This window comes from Microbacterium kribbense (assembly GCF_039537285.1).
In the GTDB taxonomy this organism is placed as follows: domain Bacteria; phylum Actinomycetota; class Actinomycetes; order Actinomycetales; family Microbacteriaceae; genus Microbacterium; species Microbacterium kribbense.
On sequence record NZ_BAABAF010000008.1, the window covers coordinates 198600 to 213562 of the forward strand.

Here is a 14963-nt window from a genome sequence, read left to right on the forward strand (position 1 = left end):
GCGTGAAATGCATGAGCACGAGTGCTGGTCCTGTGCCGAGTGACCTGCCTGCTCCTGCACCCGACGTGGTGCCCGAGGCGGTCATGAAGAGCTTCCGGTCCGAATTGTCGGTCAAGAAACATGACGTGATCGATCGGGACTGGGCCGGGGGCATCCCCGCCCAGTACGGCGTCGCGCCGCGCATCCGGATCGGTCATTCGAAGTGGTTCAACCTGCTCTGGTTCATCCCGATCGGGTTCGTGATCCTGGTCGCGGCGATCGCGGTGGCCCGCGGACTGCGCACGGTCCCCGCCGTGCAGGACTTCATGACCACGTATCCCGGGCAGTCCGAGCTGCCGTCGTGGGCCCCGGTCGGCTTTCCCGCGTGGCTGGGCTGGCAGCACTTCCTGAACGCGTTCTTCCTGATCTTCATCATCCGGTCCGGCTGGCAGATCCTCGCCGATCATCCCCGGCTGTACTGGACGCGGCACAGCGGGCCCGGCAAGAACTGGTTCCGGATGCAGCATCCCATCCCGCCGAACCCGCTGTACACGGCGAAGGAGGACTCGATCACCCTGCCCGCCGGCGTGGGGCTGCCCGGTCGGCGGCACACGATCGGCCTTGCCCGCTGGTGGCACCTCGGCGTCGACACGCTGTTCCTGGCCAACGGCATCATCTTCTACGTGCTGATCTTCAGCACCGGCCAATGGGTGCGCCTGGTGCCGTTGCACTGGGACGTCATCCCGAACTCGATCTCGGTGGCCATCCAGTACCTGTCGATGAACTGGCCGCTGGAGACCGGGTGGACCAACTACAACTCGCTGCAGCTGATCGCCTACTTCATCACGGTGTTCATCGCAGCGCCGCTGGCGCTGATCACGGGCCTCGGGATGTCGCCGGCGCTGTCAACCAAGTTCCACTGGGTCAGCCGGGTGCTCAGCATCCAGGTCGCGCGGTCGCTGCACTTCTTCGTGATGGTGTGGTTCGTGGTGTTCATCGTGATCCACGTGACCCTGGTGATGGCCACCGGCGCCCTGCAGAACCTCAACCACATGTTCGCGATGCGCGATGACGATTCGTGGGCCGGCTTCTGGATCTTCGCGGCATCCATGGTCGTCATGATCGTCGGCTGGGGGGCGGCGAGCCCTGCGACGCGGCGGTTCCCGCGCGTCATCCAGAAGGCAGGCTACGCCCTGATCGGCCCGGCCCAGCGCCTGTTCGAGCACGTCGACGCCAAGCCCGGCCAGTACACCGAGAAGGACATCTCGCCGTACTTCTGGCACAACGGCAAATACCCCGACAGCGACGAGTACCAGCGGCTGCGGGACGGCAACTTCGCGGACTACCGCTTGCGCATCAACGGGCTGGTCGACAACCCGGTCGAACTCGACCTGGTGACGCTGCGGGGCCTTGACCACCACGAGCAGATCACACAGCACTTCTGCATCCAGGGCTGGTCGGGCGTGGCCAAATGGGGCGGCGTGTCGATGCAGACGATCGTGGATCTGGTACGCCCGCGCCCGGAGGCCAAGTGGGTGATCTTCTATTCGTTCGCCGACGGGTCCGACGGCGGCATCTACTACGACGCGCAGCCGATCGAGCAGATGAGCTACGACCTGACCATGCTGGCGTACGACATGAACGACGAGACGCTCTCGTACGGGCACGGGGCGCCGCTGCGGCTGCGCAACGAGGTGCAGCTCGGTTTCAAGATGGTCAAGTGGATCAAGGGCATCGAGTTCGTCGAGCATTTCGCCGAAGTCGGCGGCGGGCACGGCGGGTACAACAACGACCACGAGTTCTTCGGGTACAGCCAGTCGATCTGACGGCCGCGGTGGCGCGGCGCCGGCGGGCAGGGCAGGATGAGAGCATGTCCCGCCGTCGTGACGCCGATGTCGCCCTCCGCTGCACGGATCTGTCGATCGCCCGTGTGGGCAGCCGTGGCGGCGCGAGCGCCCGCGTGATCGACGGCGTCGATGCCGTGCTGCCGCACGGGCGCACGCTGGCGGTGCTCGGACCTACCGGATCCGGCAAGTCGTCGCTGGCGGCGGTGCTCGCGGGCGCCGACGAGCTGGGCCTGGCCGTCGTCGGCGGCAGCGCGCAGGTCGAGGGCGTCGACGTGCGCCGGGCGGGGCGGGCGCATCGGCTGCTGACCTATCTGACCGGCTATGTCGGGCAGGGCGCGGGCGCGGTGCTGCCGGCCCGGCTGACGGTCGAAGAGGTGGTCGGCTCGCCGGTGGCCAGCCGTGACCGACGGGTCAACAAGCACGCCCTCGCGGTGCGGGTGGCGACCCTGCTGGACGAGCTGAAGCTGCCGCTGGGGATCAGCGTGCAGTACCCCTACGAGCTGAGTGCGGGGATGCGGCAGCGGGTCGCCTTCGCGCGGGCCCTGATGCTGCAGCCTCAGGTGCTGATCGCCGACGATCTGTTCGCAGGTCTCGACGTGCAGGCGCGCGGGGCGGTGCTGGCGGCGATCGTGCGACGCCGCGACGGCTACGGCATGTCAACCCTGCTGGTCGGCAATGATCGGGCCGCCGTGCGCGCGCTGGACGCCGCCGTGCTGGTGGTGCGCTCGGGCCATGTGGTGGCCACCGGGCACGATGCGGATGACCTGTTGTGGACGCCGGGCGGCGAGGCCGATCGCAGCGTGTTCGCGTCCTGACCGGCTGCGGAAGTTTGCTACGATATCTGGGTGCCGCACACATGCGGACGTAATCCTCCATAGCTCAATTGGCAGAGCAGCCGGCTGTTAACCGGCAGGTTCTTGGTTCGAGTCCAAGTGGGGGAGCAGCAGGCGGGGTTCATCCTCGCAGCGATCCGGCCGGCGCGCCGCTGATCCGGCGGGTCAGCTCCGCCGCAGCGGTGCGCACCTCGGCGGCCAGAGCCGCCCAGGTCCGCTCGTCCGCCGCATCGGCGGCGAAGGTGATGGCGACAGCCGCCGCCGGCCACCCGACGTGGTCGAGCACCGCGACCGCCACCGAGGCCAGGCCCGACGTGACGTCGCCGCTCTCGGTGGCGTAGCCGGCCGCGCGCACGGCCGACAGCAGCTGCCTGAGCTGGCGGTAGGTCTGCGGACCGCCCCCGGAGCGCTGGGCGAAGGCCGCGGCATCCGGATACAGCGCCCGCAGCTGGGCGGGCGGCAGCGCGGCCAGCAGGGCGCGGCCGGTCGCCGTCAGATGGGCGGGCAGCCGGACGCCGACGTCGGTGACCAGCGACGGACGCCGCGGCGCGCGCTCCTCGACCAGATACAGCACATCCCGCCCGTGCAGGACGGCCAGGTGGCCGCTCTCGCCGACCCGGTCGACAAGGCCCGCCACCAGCGGCCGGCCCAAACGCGCGAGCGGCTGCTGCCGTGAGAACCCGCTGGACAGCTCGAACGCGGCGAACCCGAGCCCGTAGCGCCGCTCTTCGGGAAGATGCACGATGAAGCCGCGCTGCTGCAGCACGCCCAGCAGGTGATACACCGTCGAGCGCGGCAGCTCCAGCGCCGTGGCCAGGCGCGCGGCGGCCACGGGGCCGCGCTGGGCGGCCAGGAACGAGAGGATCCGCAGCGCCCCATCGGCGGCCGGCACCTGGGACGGGTTGCCGGTCATCCCCTCACCCTACCGATGCGACCACGCTGCGCGTGGTCTGCGGATCGCGCGCCGGCCACCGGTAAACTCACTGGTCGGGAGCGCGCCCCGAATCACTGGAAGGATGCCGATCATCAGGGAATACACGGTTGCCACCGACGGTGCCTGCTCGGGCAATCCCGGGCCGGCCGGATGGGCCTGGGTCGGCGCAGACGGCCACTGGGCGGCGGGGGCGATCCCGCAGGGCACGAACAACATCGGCGAGCTGCTCGGACTGCTCAACGCCATCCGTGATCACCGTGACGTGCAGCAGCTGACCGTGCAGGCCGACTCCAGGTACGCGATCGACACCTACACCAAGTGGATGGATGCCCATGCCCGGCGGGGCTGGAAGACCAGCACCGGCGCTCCGACCAAGAACGTCGAGATCCTCAAGGACCTCATCGCCGAGCGCGACCAGCGGCGCGCGCACGGTCTGCCCGACGTGGTCCTCGAGCATGTGCGCGGGCATGCCGGCCATCGCCTCAACAGCTGGGCCGACGAGCGTGCCGTGCGGGCAGCGGCGCGTGCGGCCGAGGGCACGGCGGGCAGCTGGTCGTCGCTGAACGGGCAGGAGTCGCTCGACGTGAGCGTGGACCCGCCGCGGGCCGCGCAGGATCGCGCCCGCAAGCGCTGATCCCGCCGCGCTACGCGTCGATGTCGTCGACGCCCGGCGTCCAGGCCTGGCCGGGGCCGCCCCAGCCGCGTTTGCGCGCGATCTTCTGCGTCGTCTTCCAGTCGCGCTCGCCCAGCCGGTCGATGTACAGGATGCCGTCGAGGTGGTCGAACTCGTGCTGCATGATCCGCGCCCGCCAGCCGTCCACCTCGATCCGCACCGGCGCCCCGCTGACGTCGATCCCGGTGACCATCACCTCGTCGGAGCGGCGCAGCGGGAAGCGCTCGCCCGGAAACGACAGGCATCCTTCCGACTCGTCGTCCGGGTCCGGATCACCGGGCTCGCACGGCTTCATCCACAGCACCGGGTTGATGATCTCGCCGCGCCACGGGTTGCCCTCGTCGTCCTGGTACGTGTAGACGTAGATGCGCAGCGACTCGCCCACCTGCGGGGCGGCCAGCCCCACGCCGGGGGCGGCATCCATCGTCTCGAACATGTCGGCGACGAGCCGGCGGATGTCGTCGGTGATCTCGGTCACGTCGACTGCGGGGGAGTGCAGGGCGGGATCGCCCATGATGCGGATCGGCAGAATGGCCACGTCTTCAGCCTAACCAACAGTGCCTCCGACTAATCTCGAAGGGTGATCGCGACAGGCCTGCCGCTGAACGACGTGACCGACCATCTCGTCGGCGTGTTCCGCGATCCCGCCATCCTGATCGGCATTCCGCTGGCGCTGCTGGGTGCCGTGTTCATGTCGTTCGGTGCGCAGTACCAGCATCGCGGCGTGACCAAGGTCGAGCGCATGACCGGCACCTCCGGGAGCGCGGGGCTGAGCATGCGGCAGCTGCTGAGCCTGCTGCGCCGGCCCTCGTGGGTGGCCGGCACGCTCATGCTCGTGCTCGCGATCGTCTGCCAGCTGTCGGCACTCGCGTTCGCGCCGCTGATCCTGGTGCAGCCGCTGGGGGCCGTCTCGCTCGTGCTGACGACGCTGCTGAACGCCCGCGTGTCGGGGCACGCGCCGACGCGGCAGTCCATCACCTCGATCATCGCCTGCGTGGGCGGCATCTTCATCTTCGTCACGATCGCCGCGTTCGTGGCGACCGAGACGCCGCTGCAGGGCTGGCAACTGCTGAGCGTGCTGCTGATGCTGCTGGGGGTGCTGATCGTGCTCACGACGACGTGGGTGCTGGTGCGCCGGCGTGCGCACCCGCTGTTCTACATCGTCGCATCGGGCATCCTCTACGGCTTCGTCGCCACCCTCGCGAAGATCGTCATCAAGCGGGTGCAGGCCGGCGAGATCGACCCCGTGACGATCATCTGCGCCGTGGGCGTGGTGGTGGCCGCGGCGCTGGGGGCGTACTTCGTGCAGACGGCGTATTCGGTCGGCCCGCCCGATCTGGTGATCGCCGGTCTGACCGTCGTCGATCCGCTGGTCGCGGTGCTGATCGGGCTGACCGTGCTGAAAGAGGCTGCCACCGCCGGACCGTGGGCGTTCATCGGCTTCGGCGTCGCCGGGGCGATCGCGGTCTACGGCGTGTTCTCGCTCGCGCGCAACCACCCGCAGGTGGTCAGTGACAGCCAGGAGCTGCCGTTCCGCCGCGGCAGCGGCGGTCCGACACCGGGCACACCGAAGCGGTGAGCTACCGGTAGGCTCGAACCCCGAGGGGCGGTGGCCAAGCTGGTTAAGGCAGCGGGCTCATAACCCGACGATCGTGGGTTCAAGTCCCACCCGCCCTACCGAGAGACAGCGTCTTGTCCGGTCTCACGACCGCCAGACGTGGCGTTCAGGGAAGCTGAAGATTTCCCAAGGAATGGATCTTGTCCCCCACATGGGGGACAGAAATCGTGTGAATCCGCTAATCTGAAGTCACTTGTCGCGCCGAGCGCGGCAGTTCGCATCGATCCACTTCGGCGGACTGCACGGGAAGGTGCGCGAAGAGGGTGGGCGCCGCGAGCATCAGCGTTGGGGAACGAAGGCCCGCAGCACCCACCAAGGCAATCGCGCCCGTCGCCACGGCCCGTCTGGGGAACAGGACACCGAGCTGGGGACTCGTTGTGGGCGGACGCAATCGACCTCATCAAGGATAACAGTTCCGTCGGCCGCGCCGCTGTGCACGCGCCCGGAAGTGTGCCTGAAATCACCCGTGCTACATCGCTGCGCCGAGGTAGGAGTACTTGATGAACACCTCGGGTGCCACACCCGCCTCATCGAGCACTCCCTGCACGGCAGTGAGCATGTACTTCGAGTCCCACCCCATGTAGAGGAAGTTCGACTCGTCCAGCGGATCCCATTGGCCGTTCCAGGCCTGCGCCGAAAAGATCGGTCCGCCGTGCCGTGCACTGTACGCGACGACGTCGGCCCGGGAATCGGCCCAGAGGCGGCGGAAGATGCGGTTGAACAGGTACTTCACGTCGTGCACCTCCCAGTGCTCGCCGCGGTACTCGACGTACTCGAACTCCCGCTCCCACCCGCGCGGCCAGCCGCGCCGGCGCTTGGCATCGAGCACCGGCGTCAAGCCGTCGTCGTCGATCAGCACGGTCGCCGGGCGCTGCCAGATCTGCAGCACGGCCTCGGTCAGGGCGACCGTCCGGGCTGCGATCGCCGCCGTGCCCCAGACATCCACGGTCGCCAGCTCGGCCGTCGCGATGATGCCGCTGCGTGCGTAGACCGCACGCTTGTCGGGGAACGCGGCCCCGAACACCCGCTCGGCCAGCGGCTGCTCGAGCAGAGTCAGATTGCCCAGCGACTGGGCGAGCGCGCGATGACTGTTCTGCTCGTCGTCGGTCAGCTCCGCCCAGGTGCGGATGCCATCGCCGGTCCAGTCGTCTGCCGGGGCGAGCGGAAAGATGTGATCGACGTCCACCGGCCGGCCCGCCTCGATGCCGGCGATGCGCCCCAGCACATATGCCGCGTGCGGCAGGTCACCGTACTTCAGCGCGACCCGCACACGCTCGTCGGACGGCATGATCCGCGAGATCGCGTGCCGCAGCTGTGCCGGGCCCTCGGCACGCGCCCGGCACAGCCGGGCGACCAGGCGATCGTTGCTGATCCCGACGATCTGGCGGCGCAGCAGCAGCGCCTGCACCTGCTCGAGCAGCTCGATGAGCTCGGCCCGGTCGGAGTGGCCGGCGGTCCACTCGTGATAGGCGCGAAGCACCAGCGGGTACATGCCGCGCCCGAACGTGGCGACGTAGCCGAGCTGGCGCGAGACGGCGGCATCCGGCTCGTCATCGGGGTGCAGCAGGACGCGGTAGGCCTGGGCGTAGTCGCGCCACTGGGCGGCGTGTGCGCGCAGGGTGTCGAAATCGAGCCGCGGCACCTCGGCCCGGAACGCGTCGTACACGCCGCGCTCACCGGCCACGGTCACCTCGCGGCCCGTCGTCATGATCAGGTAGTGCCGCCAGAACGCCGCGATCTGCTCGCCGGTGGCCTGCTCGATGGGCAGCCAGAACTCGTCTTCGACGGCGGTCTGCTGCGCGTGGCCCAGCCCCATCAGGATGTAGTTGTGGATGAGCTCATGGTCGCGCAGCGGTTCTCCGGTGGAGTTCAGGCTCTCGAAGATCTGCTGCGCGTTGGCGCCGGTCTGCAGCGTGATCGACACGTGCTCGAGCCTCTGGATGCCGCGCCATACCCGAGGCGCGTCTTCGGGCGCGACCTGGCTGCGGAAGAACGCGTAGTTGTCGTCGAAGCGCGATTCGCGGCGCTCGTCGCCGGGGGAGCGCACGCTCAGCACGACGCTCTGGAAGACATCGGCCCACTCGCGGTGCGGGCGCAGCTTGGTGCGCTCCTGGCCGGGCACGGTGAGCACCCGCAGCAGCTGGGCGGCGAGTGCCGGGTCCTGGTCGCGGACGGTGTGATGCAGCGCCGCCACGAGGAGCATCAACGTCGTGATGCGCTGCTGACCGTCGATCAGCACGAGCTCGTCCGCTCCGGCCTGAGAGGTCGCCGCCGAGAGGATCGACCCGATGAAGTGCATGCTGCGGCCGTCGGAGTCGGCCACCGCGCGCACGTCGGCAAGCAGCTGCTCGCACCCGCCGATGTCCCACCGGTACTGACGCTGATAGACCGGCACCACGATCGCGGCGCGAGTCTGCGCGAGCCACTCGATGGTGTTCACCGCGGTGGCGTCGACGTTCGTGGCACTGCCCATCGGCGGCAACATCCTCTCAGCTCGGAACGCGGGTGCCCGCGGCACCCGAACCACTCTATTGCGGGCGACGGATATTCCCGGTGCGGCCACCGGGGGCGTCGCAGACCGCCGATGTAGGCTTGCCTAAGTCGGGCCTGTTAAAACGTGCTGGCCCCCTACGAAAGGTGATCCGCATGGGTTACATCAAGTCCGCCGCGCTCGAAGAGACCGGCTATGTCGTCCTCGACAGCTACCACCAGGAGGTGGACCCCCAGGAGTGGCTCGACATCGAATACGTCGACTGGAAGTCCTCCGGCGACACCCGGTTCGCGCCGCTGGCCAGCGCAAAGGGCGAGATCGAGTGCAACGGCTTCTGGAACCACAAGCCGCCGCGCACCGACAAGGACGGCGTCTGGATCGACGCCCAGGTCGTCAAGGCGCCGAACCTGACCCGTCGGGCGCAGGAGCCGGGGGCGAACGTCGGTCGCTGCCGCGTCATCGAGCTGCAGCCGACCCCGTACGGCGAGTGCCTGTACAACCTGCACCAGGACGACAACAATCGCCTCAACCCGGACGGCACCGGCTGGGTCGTGCGCGGGTTCTTCAACCTCACCGACGACAAGGACAGCTTCTTCGTGCTGCGCGAGAACCGCACCGACCCGCAGGGTGAGGTGCGCATCGCGCTGCCGGCCGGGGCGCAGCTGATCATCGACACGCAGCGGCTGTGGCACGCGACCACGCACCTCGGCACCGAGCCGCGCTACAACCTGATCACGTCGTGGACGAGTGGCCCCGAGCTGGATGCCTACATCGAGAAGCATCACGGACAAAGTCACACCGCGAGCGTGGCCGTGGACCAGGCGATCCTCGATGCGGGCTACGCCGAGCAGGCGCGCAAGGATGCCGCACGGGCCGCGTACTACGCCGCCAAGGGCCAGGCCGAGGTCCGCGCCATGAGCGAGGCGTGAGCGTCTGAGCACTCGCGTGCCCGCGCGCGAATCACACGCTTGTGATTCCGGCGCGGGCACGCAATAATGAGCGGAGAACTGAACAGCACGTCACCGAGTGAACCGGTCAGGTCGTAGGGGAAGACGCACCTGACGAAACGGAGAAACCATGGTGACGCAACAGGCGCGTGGAGTGGTCTTGGTACACTCTGCGCCACGCGCATTGTGCCCGCACCTCGAGTGGGCGGTGGGGCGCGTGCTCGGCCGCGCGGTGAGCTTCGACTGGATCGATCAGCCGGTGCTCGGCGGCAGCAGACGTGCTGAGTTCTATTGGGAGGGCCCCGCCGGCACCGGCGCCGCCCTGGCGACCGCGATCCGCGGCTGGGAGCACCTGCGCTTCGAGGTGAGCGAAGACCCGACCCCGCGCAGCGACGGCGGCCGGTGGTTGCACACCCCGAGTCTGGGCATCCACTATGCGCAGACCGACTCCGCCGGCAACATCGTGATCGGCGAGGATCGGGTGCGCTATGCGATGGAGGTCGCCGCCGGCGACGTGCTCGAGCTGGAGCGCGAGTTGCAGGTCGCGCTCGGCGCCGCGTGGGACGAGGAGCTGGAGCCGTTCCGGCACGCGTCCGACGATGCTCCGGTGGTCTGGCTGCACAAGGTCGGGTGAAGACTTCGGGCGGCTGGAGGCGCCAGTACCGGCAGTCGGAGCATTCCGGCGGCTGAGACCGCGAATCACCGCCCGTCGAGGAAGAAAGGCGCCCCGCTCAGGCTTCGAGCGGGGCGCCTTCTCTCATGCCGTGCGGCCGGTCACTCCGACGAGAACGCGACGACGGCGTTGTGCCCGCCGAAACCGAACGAATTGCTGATCGCCAGCTGCGGGCCGCCGCCCAGCGGCACCGTGTCGCCGGAGAGGCGGAAGGGCACCTCCGGGTCGGGCGTCGTGATGTTGATCGTCGGCGGGGCGATCCGGTTGCCGATCGCATAGATCGAGAACACCGCCTCGAGCGCTCCGGTGCCGCCCAGCAGGTGGCCGGTCGAGGCCTTCGTCGCCGACACCGGGATCTCGTCGACCCGATCGCCGAACACCTGCTTGAGGGCCTGGTACTCGTTGGGGTCGCCCACCGGCGTCGATGTCGCGTGCGCGTTGATGTGCGTGACGTCCTCGGGCGAGGCATCCGCGACCTCGAGCGCCATCCGCACCGCGCGGGCGGCACCGTGGCCCTCCGGGTCGTTCGCCGTGATGTGATACGAATCGGCGGTCACGCCGCCGCCGACCACGTACGCATAGATCTTCGCGCCGCGCGCCTTGGCGTGCTCCTCGGTCTCCATGATCAGCACCGCCGAGCCCTCGCCCATCACGAAGCCGTCGCGATCGATGCTGCCGGGGCGGGATGCGTGCTCGGGGTCGTCGTTGCGCCGTGACAGCGCCTGCATCGACGCGAACGCCGCCATCGTCAGCGGGTGGATCGCTGATTCGGTGCCGCCGGCGATCACGACGTCGGCGAGCCCGGCGCGCAGGTGCTCGAACGCGTTCACGATCGACTCGGTGCTGGAGGCGCAGGCGCTGGCGACGGTGCGGGCATAGGCGCGCGCGCCGAAGTGCAGCGACAGGTTGCCGGCGGCCGCGTTGGGCATGAGCATCGGGACGGTCATCGGCATGACCCGACGCGGCCCCTTCTCGCGCAAGGTGTCCCAGGCATCCAGCAGGGTCCACAGTCCGCCGATGCCGGTGGCGAAGTCGACGCCCAGACGCTCGGGCTCGACCTCCGGGGCGCCGGCGTCCGCCCACGCCTCCTGCGCCGCCACCATGGCGAACTGGGACGACGGGTCGAGGCGCTTGGCCACCGGCCGTGCCAGCACGGTGTCGGGGCGCACGAGCCCCTCGGCGGCGAAGGTGACGGGCAGCTGGTACTGCTCCACCCAGTCATGCTGCAGGGTGTGCGTGCCGCTGGCGCCGCCCAGCAGGGCGGACCAGCTCTCGGGCGCGGTGCCGCCGATGGGGGACGATGCGCCGATGCCGGTGACGACGATGCGGGGAGTGGTCATATTCGGGGGATTCCTCGGGTGTTCTGTGCTGGTGGGGGCTGGTCGGCCCCCACCAATCTCACGCCTGGTGCGACGTGATGAAGGTGACGGCGTCGCCGACGGTCTTCAGGTTCTTGACCTCGTCGTCCGGGATGGTGACGCCGAACTTCTCCTCGGCGTTGACGACGATCGTCATCATCGAGATCGAGTCGATGTCGAGGTCGTCGGTGAACGACTTCTCCAGGGCGACCTCGTCGGCCGAGATGCCGGTCTCATCGGTGATCAGCTCGGCGAGGCCGGCGAGGACCTCATCGTTCGTGAATGCCATTTCGTACTCCTTGTTTCTTAGTTTCTTCAGTTGCGGTCAGGGGAGGGGCCCGGCGGGCCGTGCACAAGTCTAGAGTCGCCGGTACCCGCATCAGGGCAGGACCACGACCTGTGCGCCGAAGACGAGGCCGGCGCCGAAGCCGATCTGCAGGGCGAGCCCGCCGGAGAGCTCGGGGTGCTCCTGCAGCAGCCGGTGCGTCGCCAGCGGAATCGACGCCGCCGAGGTGTTGCCGGTGGTCTCGATGTCGTGCGCGACGGCGACCGACTCGGGCAGCTTCAGCTGCTTGGCGAACTCGTCCACGATGCGCATGTTCGCCTGGTGGGGGATGAACGCCGCGAGATCGCCGGGGCCGACTCCGGCCGCTTCCAATGCCTGTCGGGCGACCTTCACCATCTCCCAGACCGCCCAGCGGAACACGCTCGGACCCTCTTGGCGGATCGTCGGCCACGGCACGAGACCGTCGCGGAACTGGGTCAGCGTGCCGTTCATTGCGACCAGCTCCGACTTCGAGCCATCCGACCCCCACACCGTCGGGCCGATCCCCGGGGTCTCGCTCGGGCCGATCACGGCCGCGCCCGCGCCGTCGCCGAGCAGGAACGAGATGCTCCGGTCGGTGGGGTCGATGATGTCGCTGAGCTTCTCGGCGCCGACCACCACGGCGTAATGCGCAACGCCGCCGCGGATCAGTGCATCGGCCTGCGCGACGCCGTACGCGAAGCCCGCACATGCCGCGTTCAGGTCGTAGGCTGCGGCCGAGTTCGCGCCGATCCGGTCGGCGACGATCGCCGAGACCGACGGCGTCTGCCGCGGGTTGCTGATCGTCGCGACGATCACGGCATCGATCTGGTGCGGGTCGACGCCGGAGCGCTCGACCGCTTCGCGGGCGGCGTCTGTGGCCAGATCGACCGCGGTGGTGGTGGCCACCGCGCGCACCCGGGTGATGACGCCGGTGCGCTGCCGGATCCATTCGTCGCTGGAGTCGATGGGGCCGATGATGTCCTCATTCGGCACGACGTTCTCGCCGCGGGCCGCGCCGTAGGCGTAGATGCGGGTGTGTGCCGGGCCGACCGGCTGGTTCAGTGCGACGCTCACGCGGCGGCTCCGTTCATCAGGGCGGTGGCGGCCGCAAGGTCGTCAGGGGTCTTCACGGCGACCGAGGGCACACCGCGCAGTGCGCGCTTGGCCAGGCCGACGAGGGTGCCGGCGGGCGCCAGCTCGATGATGCCGGTGACCTCGTGCGCGGCGAACGAGGCCATGCACAGGTCCCAGCGCACCGGAGAGGCCACCTGCGCGACCATCCGGTCGACGGCGGCGCGTCCGGAGTCGACCACCGCGCCGTCGTTGTTGCTCCACAGCGTCAGGGCGGGGTCGGATGCCGCCACCGCGGCCGCTGCCGTGCGCAGCGTGTCGACGGCCGGCGCCATATAGCCGGTGTGGAATGCCCCGGCGACCTGCAGCGGGATCACCCGCGCGCCGCGGGGTGCGTTCGCCGCCAGCTCGGCGAGGGCGGCGAGCGTGCCGGCGGCGACGATCTGCCCGCCGCCGTTGTAGTTGGCCGGGGTCAGGTTCAGCGCCTGCAGCTGGGCGACGACGGCGTCCTGGTCGCCGCCGACGACGGCGCTCATGCCGGTCTGGGCGGCATCGGCGGCTGCGGCCATCGCCCGGCCGCGGATGCCGACCAGGCGCAGCGCATCGGCTTCGGAGATCACTCCTGCCGCGGGCAGCGCGGCGAGTTCACCGACCGAGTGACCGGCGACACCGGTCGGCGCCGTGCCTCCGTCGACCAGCGCGTGCCAGGAGAGCAGGCTGGCCGCCACGATCAGCGGCTGGGCGACCTTGGTGTCGCGGATGGCGTCGGCGTCCCACTGCGTGCCGGCGGCGACCAGATCGACCTGTGCCTGGTCGGAGTAGTCCGCGAGGCGCTCGCGTGCGCCGTCCAGTTCGAGCCACGGAGCGAGAAAGCCGGGGGACTGCGAGCCCTGACCGGGGAAGACGGCGATGATCACCTTCCCATCCTGCCAAAGTAAGCGCCCGGGAACTGGCCGACATGGCACAACAATGTGAAAATCGTTTGTACCCGGTATACAGCGCGGCGGCGGTTCAGCGCGGGCGGCGAGGGGAGGGCATCCGGCGCCGGGTGGTGTCGGTGCCGATGGCCCCGAGGATGAGCGCGGTCTGCAGGATCAGCGCCTCGCGTGCTCCGGTGGCATCCCATCCGATGACTTCGGAGACCCGCTTGAGCCGATAGCGCACCGTGTTGGGGTGCACGAACAGCTCGCGCGCCGTCGCCTCCAGCGACCGGCCGTTGTCGAGATAGCTCCACAGCGTCGTGACCAGGTCGGAGCTGTGGCCCTGCAGGGGCCGGTAGATGCGTTCGACGAGGGTGTGCTTGGCGACCTGGTCGCCGGCGAGCGCGCGCTCGGGCAGCAGGTCGTCGGCCTCGACCGGACGCGGCGCGTGCCGCCACGCGCCGGCGACGGCGAAGCCCGCCAGGGCCGCTCGCGCACTCTGCCCGGCATCCACCAGTGCCGGCACGGTCGGGCCGAGCACGAGGAAGCCGCTGCCGAAACCGGGCTCGAGCCGGTCGGCGATCTGCGCGAACGGCATCGCCGCCTCGGTCTCGTCGGCGGCGCGTCCGGCCGGCAGCGCGCGACCGAGCACGAGCACCAGGCGCGACCCCTGCACGCCGATCAGCACGTCGACGCCGAGCTTGCGGGCGGTGCGGCGCAGCTGGTCGACGTCGAACTGCGGGGGAGTCGTCCCCACCAGCACCGCGACTTCACCGTGGCCGTGCCAGCCCAGCGCGGCGATCCGGCTGGGCAGCTCCTCATCCGCTTCGCCGGTCAGGATCGAGTCGACCACGAGCGCCTCCAGGCGGGCATCCCACAGTCCGCGCGCCTCGGCGGCGCGCGCATAGACGTCCGCCGCGGCGAAGGCGACTTCGCGCGAATACAGCAGCATCGCCTCGCGCAGGTGCTCGCCCCGGCCGGCGACCTTTTCCTCGGTGACCTCGACGGTCACCCGGATCAGCTGCAGCGTCTGAGTCAGGCTGACGCTGCGCAGCAGCTCGCGGGGGGCGGCGGCGAAGATGTCGGCGGCGATCCAGGGCGTGGATGTCGGGTCCTCGTACCACTGGATGAACGACGTGATGCCGGCCTGCGCCACCAGCCCGACCGCCGACCGGCGCGCGGGCGGCATCTCGGCGTACCAGGGGAGCGTCTCCTGCAGTCGGGTGATGGTGGCCGTCGCGAGGTCGCCGGAGATCCGTCGCAGCCAGACCAGGGTCTGGGCCTTGTCGGTGGGGGCCTTCTCGCTGATCAT

Annotated in this window: 14 protein-coding genes and 2 tRNA genes; 8 read left to right on the forward strand and 8 right to left on the reverse strand. The window is 69.6% G+C overall.

Annotated elements, in window-relative coordinates; genetic code table 11:
* Window positions 1-11 precede the first annotated feature (11 nt).
* From ABD705_RS12045 to ABD705_RS12055, 3 genes are all read left to right on the forward strand, one after another.
* Window positions 12-1805 carry a molybdopterin-dependent oxidoreductase gene (locus ABD705_RS12045; RefSeq protein WP_344783893.1) on the forward strand — a complete coding sequence of 598 codons (1794 nt, stop codon included), beginning with the start codon at window positions 12-14 and terminating at the stop codon, window positions 1803-1805.
* Between the two features lie 44 nt (window positions 1806-1849).
* The gene (locus tag ABD705_RS12050) at window positions 1850-2641 is read left to right on the forward strand and encodes an ATP-binding cassette domain-containing protein (protein ID WP_344783895.1); all 792 of its coding nucleotides are present in this window, start codon (window positions 1850-1852) and stop codon (window positions 2639-2641) included.
* A gap of 53 nt (window positions 2642-2694) precedes the next feature.
* Window positions 2695-2767 (forward strand) — tRNA-Asn (locus tag ABD705_RS12055).
* A gap of 13 nt (window positions 2768-2780) precedes the next feature.
* Here the strand turns inward: ABD705_RS12055 and ABD705_RS12060 are convergent.
* Entirely contained in the window at window positions 2781-3572 is a 792-nt protein-coding gene (locus ABD705_RS12060; RefSeq protein WP_344783897.1) for an IclR family transcriptional regulator, read from the reverse strand.
* Window positions 3573-3675: 103 nt separating this feature from the next.
* Here ABD705_RS12060 and ABD705_RS12065 point away from each other — a divergent pair, with 103 nt between their 5' ends.
* Window positions 3676-4227, forward strand: coding sequence for a ribonuclease H family protein (locus tag ABD705_RS12065; RefSeq protein ID WP_344783899.1), 552 nt, complete (start codon window positions 3676-3678; stop codon window positions 4225-4227).
* Window positions 4228-4237: 10 nt separating this feature from the next.
* Here ABD705_RS12065 and def read toward each other — a convergent pair whose 3' ends face one another.
* A complete protein-coding gene (def, locus tag ABD705_RS12070; RefSeq protein WP_344783901.1) occupies window positions 4238-4804 on the reverse strand; it encodes a peptide deformylase in 567 nt (188 codons plus the stop codon).
* A 42-nt stretch (window positions 4805-4846) separates the two neighbouring features.
* Between def and ABD705_RS12075 the strand changes: the two genes are divergently transcribed.
* Window positions 4847-5845, forward strand: a complete 999-nt coding sequence (locus ABD705_RS12075) for a DMT family transporter (protein ID WP_344783903.1) — start codon at window positions 4847-4849, stop codon at window positions 5843-5845.
* Window positions 5846-5869: 24 nt separating this feature from the next.
* Window positions 5870-5943: transfer RNA gene (locus ABD705_RS12080), tRNA-Ile, on the forward strand.
* A 410-nt stretch (window positions 5944-6353) separates the two neighbouring features.
* Here ABD705_RS12080 and ABD705_RS12085 read toward each other — a convergent pair.
* The gene (locus tag ABD705_RS12085) at window positions 6354-8357 is read right to left on the reverse strand and encodes a DUF262 domain-containing protein (protein ID WP_344783905.1); all 2004 of its coding nucleotides are present in this window, start codon (window positions 8355-8357) and stop codon (window positions 6354-6356) included.
* A gap of 173 nt (window positions 8358-8530) precedes the next feature.
* On the opposite strand from ABD705_RS12085, the gene ABD705_RS12090 reads away from it, so the two are divergent.
* Window positions 8531-9304: a hypothetical protein gene (locus ABD705_RS12090; RefSeq protein ID WP_344783907.1), complete on the forward strand. Its 774-nt coding sequence runs from the start codon at window positions 8531-8533 to the stop codon at window positions 9302-9304.
* Window positions 9305-9452: 148 nt separating this feature from the next.
* Window positions 9453-9956: a DUF3145 domain-containing protein gene (locus ABD705_RS12095; RefSeq protein ID WP_344783909.1), complete on the forward strand. Its 504-nt coding sequence runs from the start codon at window positions 9453-9455 to the stop codon at window positions 9954-9956.
* A gap of 140 nt (window positions 9957-10096) precedes the next feature.
* Here the strand turns inward: ABD705_RS12095 and ABD705_RS12100 are convergent, their stop codons facing one another.
* The 5 genes from ABD705_RS12100 to ABD705_RS12120 all read right to left on the reverse strand — a co-directional run bounded on the left by ABD705_RS12100 (window position 10097) and on the right by ABD705_RS12120 (window position 14963).
* Window positions 10097-11335 carry a beta-ketoacyl-[acyl-carrier-protein] synthase family protein gene (locus tag ABD705_RS12100; protein WP_344783911.1) on the reverse strand — a complete coding sequence of 413 codons (1239 nt, stop codon included), beginning with the start codon at window positions 11333-11335 and terminating at the stop codon, window positions 10097-10099.
* Window positions 11336-11393: 58 nt separating this feature from the next.
* Entirely contained in the window at window positions 11394-11642 is a 249-nt protein-coding gene (locus ABD705_RS12105) for an acyl carrier protein (RefSeq protein WP_153746134.1), read from the reverse strand.
* A 90-nt stretch (window positions 11643-11732) separates the two neighbouring features.
* Window positions 11733-12734 carry a beta-ketoacyl-ACP synthase III gene (locus ABD705_RS12110; RefSeq protein WP_344783914.1) on the reverse strand — a complete coding sequence of 334 codons (1002 nt, stop codon included), beginning with the start codon at window positions 12732-12734 and terminating at the stop codon, window positions 11733-11735.
* Entirely contained in the window at window positions 12731-13648 is a 918-nt protein-coding gene (locus ABD705_RS12115; RefSeq protein WP_344783915.1) for an ACP S-malonyltransferase, read from the reverse strand. The genes ABD705_RS12110 and ABD705_RS12115 overlap by 4 nt, the downstream gene beginning before the upstream one ends.
* A 94-nt stretch (window positions 13649-13742) precedes the next feature.
* A complete protein-coding gene (locus ABD705_RS12120; RefSeq protein ID WP_344783917.1) occupies window positions 13743-14963 on the reverse strand; it encodes a PucR family transcriptional regulator in 1221 nt (406 codons plus the stop codon).

Bases quoted from the DNA above. Each gene is read 5' to 3' on its own strand.
- ABD705_RS12045 (WP_344783893.1), top strand. From the start codon at position 12: ATGAGCACGAGTGCTGGTCCTGTGCCGAGTGACCTGCCTGCTCCTGCA.
- ABD705_RS12050 (WP_344783895.1), top strand. From the start codon at position 1,850: ATGTCCCGCCGTCGTGACGCCGATGTCGCCCTCCGCTGCACGGATCTG.
- ABD705_RS12060 (WP_344783897.1), bottom strand. From the start codon at position 3,572: ATGACCGGCAACCCGTCCCAGGTGCCGGCCGCCGATGGGGCGCTGCGG.
- ABD705_RS12065 (WP_344783899.1), top strand. From the start codon at position 3,676: ATGCCGATCATCAGGGAATACACGGTTGCCACCGACGGTGCCTGCTCG.
- ABD705_RS12085 (WP_344783905.1), bottom strand. From the start codon at position 8,357: ATGGGCAGTGCCACGAACGTCGACGCCACCGCGGTGAACACCATCGAG.
- ABD705_RS12090 (WP_344783907.1), top strand. From the start codon at position 8,531: ATGGGTTACATCAAGTCCGCCGCGCTCGAAGAGACCGGCTATGTCGTC.
- ABD705_RS12095 (WP_344783909.1), top strand. From the start codon at position 9,453: ATGGTGACGCAACAGGCGCGTGGAGTGGTCTTGGTACACTCTGCGCCA.
- ABD705_RS12100 (WP_344783911.1), bottom strand. From the start codon at position 11,335: ATGACCACTCCCCGCATCGTCGTCACCGGCATCGGCGCATCGTCCCCC.
- ABD705_RS12105 (WP_153746134.1), bottom strand. From the start codon at position 11,642: ATGGCATTCACGAACGATGAGGTCCTCGCCGGCCTCGCCGAGCTGATC.
- ABD705_RS12120 (WP_344783917.1), bottom strand. From the start codon at position 14,963: ATGATCAGCGAGAAGGCCCCCACCGACAAGGCCCAGACCCTGGTCTGG.